Raw genomic sequence first — 1,169 nt, 5'->3', positions numbered from 1 at the left:
GATGAAGGCCACAACACCGGCTGCACGCTGTACGTTGGCGGCAAGGGCCACAAGGAACTGTGCGTGTACGAAAAAGGAAAGGCCGAAGGACTGCCTTCCTCGCGTTGGGTGCGCGCGGAAGTGCGTCTGTACGGCAAGCACATGGAAATCCCGCTGGATGTGCTGTTGAACCCGGGTGCGTACCTGCGCGGTTCGTACAGCGCGCTGCACGATCTCATCAAGGGCGTGTGCACTCGACTGCGCACGATCCGCAAGCACGTCGAAGTATCTGCCGAGGCAATGGTGCTCTGGATGGAGCGTCAGGTCGGCCCGGCCCTCAGTGTTCTGCGCGGAGCGTTCGGAGATTCATGGTCCGACTTCTGCGAGGCCCGCATCGTCCGTGACGGTCACCCCGGACGTTTTCGCGGTATTGCCAAGGGTGACGCACTCCATCGTTTCGTGAGGGAAGAACTATGCCCATCTGCCGCGTAAAGTCCGCCGCCGTCGAAGAACGGCACAACAGCAAGACCAACTCCATCATCCGCTCCCAGATGGTCGGCCTCGACTTCGGCAACGGCTTCGAGCTGCCGTTCCGTGTCGGCCTCGGCTCGCGCCCGCCGTATCCGCCGGGCGAGTACGACATTGATCCGCAGTCCTTCGCGCTGAGCCAGTACGGGGACCTGATCCTGAAGCGATACGTGGACCTCGTTCCGCTGCAGGCGAAGGCCGCAGCCGTCCCGGCGAAGTCGTAAGCCATGGCCGTGCTGATCCCCGCATGCCGCGAAGCCGATCTGGATACGGCCACGGGGACCTGCACGGCTGTGATCTGGATTCCTCAACCGGAGCTGCTGCCGGAACTGCCGATTGAGGATGCTCAGGCCATCGGAGCAAAGATCGCGCTCTTGTGGGCCTTGGCGTACGTGTTCCGGCTCATCCGCAAGAAAATCGAACAGTCCTAGGAGGACACATGCGCAAGATGTTCAACGCCCTGAAGGGCAAGGGTGCCGCACTCGCGGCTGTTGGTACCGCCGCACTGGCTTCGGCGCCGGCATTCGCCTCGGGCGGCGGTGGAGGCGTCGACGTGGGCAACGTGGTGTCGGCGATTCAGGGCGCTGCCGCCCCCATCGCTGCCATCGGTGGTGCCGTGCTGACCGTGCTGGTCGGCATCAAGGTCTACAAGTGGGTGCGCC

Annotated in this window: 4 protein-coding genes; all 4 read left to right on the top strand. The window is 63.6% G+C overall.

Features of this window, described 5'->3' with window-relative positions:
- Positions 1 to 471 (top strand): replication initiation factor domain-containing protein (locus tag LDM92_RS09725; protein ID WP_223903059.1); only part of this gene is annotated, 471 nt, incomplete at its 5' end.
- Positions 453 to 731, top strand: a complete 279-nt coding sequence (locus LDM92_RS09720; RefSeq protein WP_223903058.1) for a single-stranded DNA-binding protein — start codon at positions 453 to 455, stop codon at positions 729 to 731. The genes LDM92_RS09725 and LDM92_RS09720, both read left to right, overlap by 19 nt.
- 3 nt (positions 732 to 734) lie before the next feature.
- A complete protein-coding gene (locus LDM92_RS09715; RefSeq protein WP_223903057.1) occupies positions 735 to 938 on the top strand; it encodes a hypothetical protein in 204 nt (67 codons plus the stop codon).
- An 8-nt stretch (positions 939 to 946) separates the two neighbouring features.
- Positions 947 to 1,169, top strand: a 223-nt coding sequence (locus tag LDM92_RS09710; RefSeq protein ID WP_223903056.1) for a major capsid protein, incomplete at its 3' end; no start/stop codon positions are given.

It is taken from the genome of Lactobacillus laiwuensis, from assembly GCF_019972835.1.
GTDB classification, from domain to species: Bacteria; Bacillota; Bacilli; order Lactobacillales; family Lactobacillaceae; genus Lactobacillus; species Lactobacillus laiwuensis.
Note: the sequence above shows the minus strand (reverse complement) of the source record. Positions and strands in the feature narration are given on the sequence as shown.

Excerpts from the sequence above, each read along its gene's own strand:
- LDM92_RS09720 (WP_223903058.1), top strand. The coding sequence starts at position 453 with ATGCCCATCTGCCGCGTAAAGTCCGCCGCCGTCGAAGAACGGCACAAC.
- LDM92_RS09715 (WP_223903057.1), top strand. The coding sequence starts at position 735 with ATGGCCGTGCTGATCCCCGCATGCCGCGAAGCCGATCTGGATACGGCC.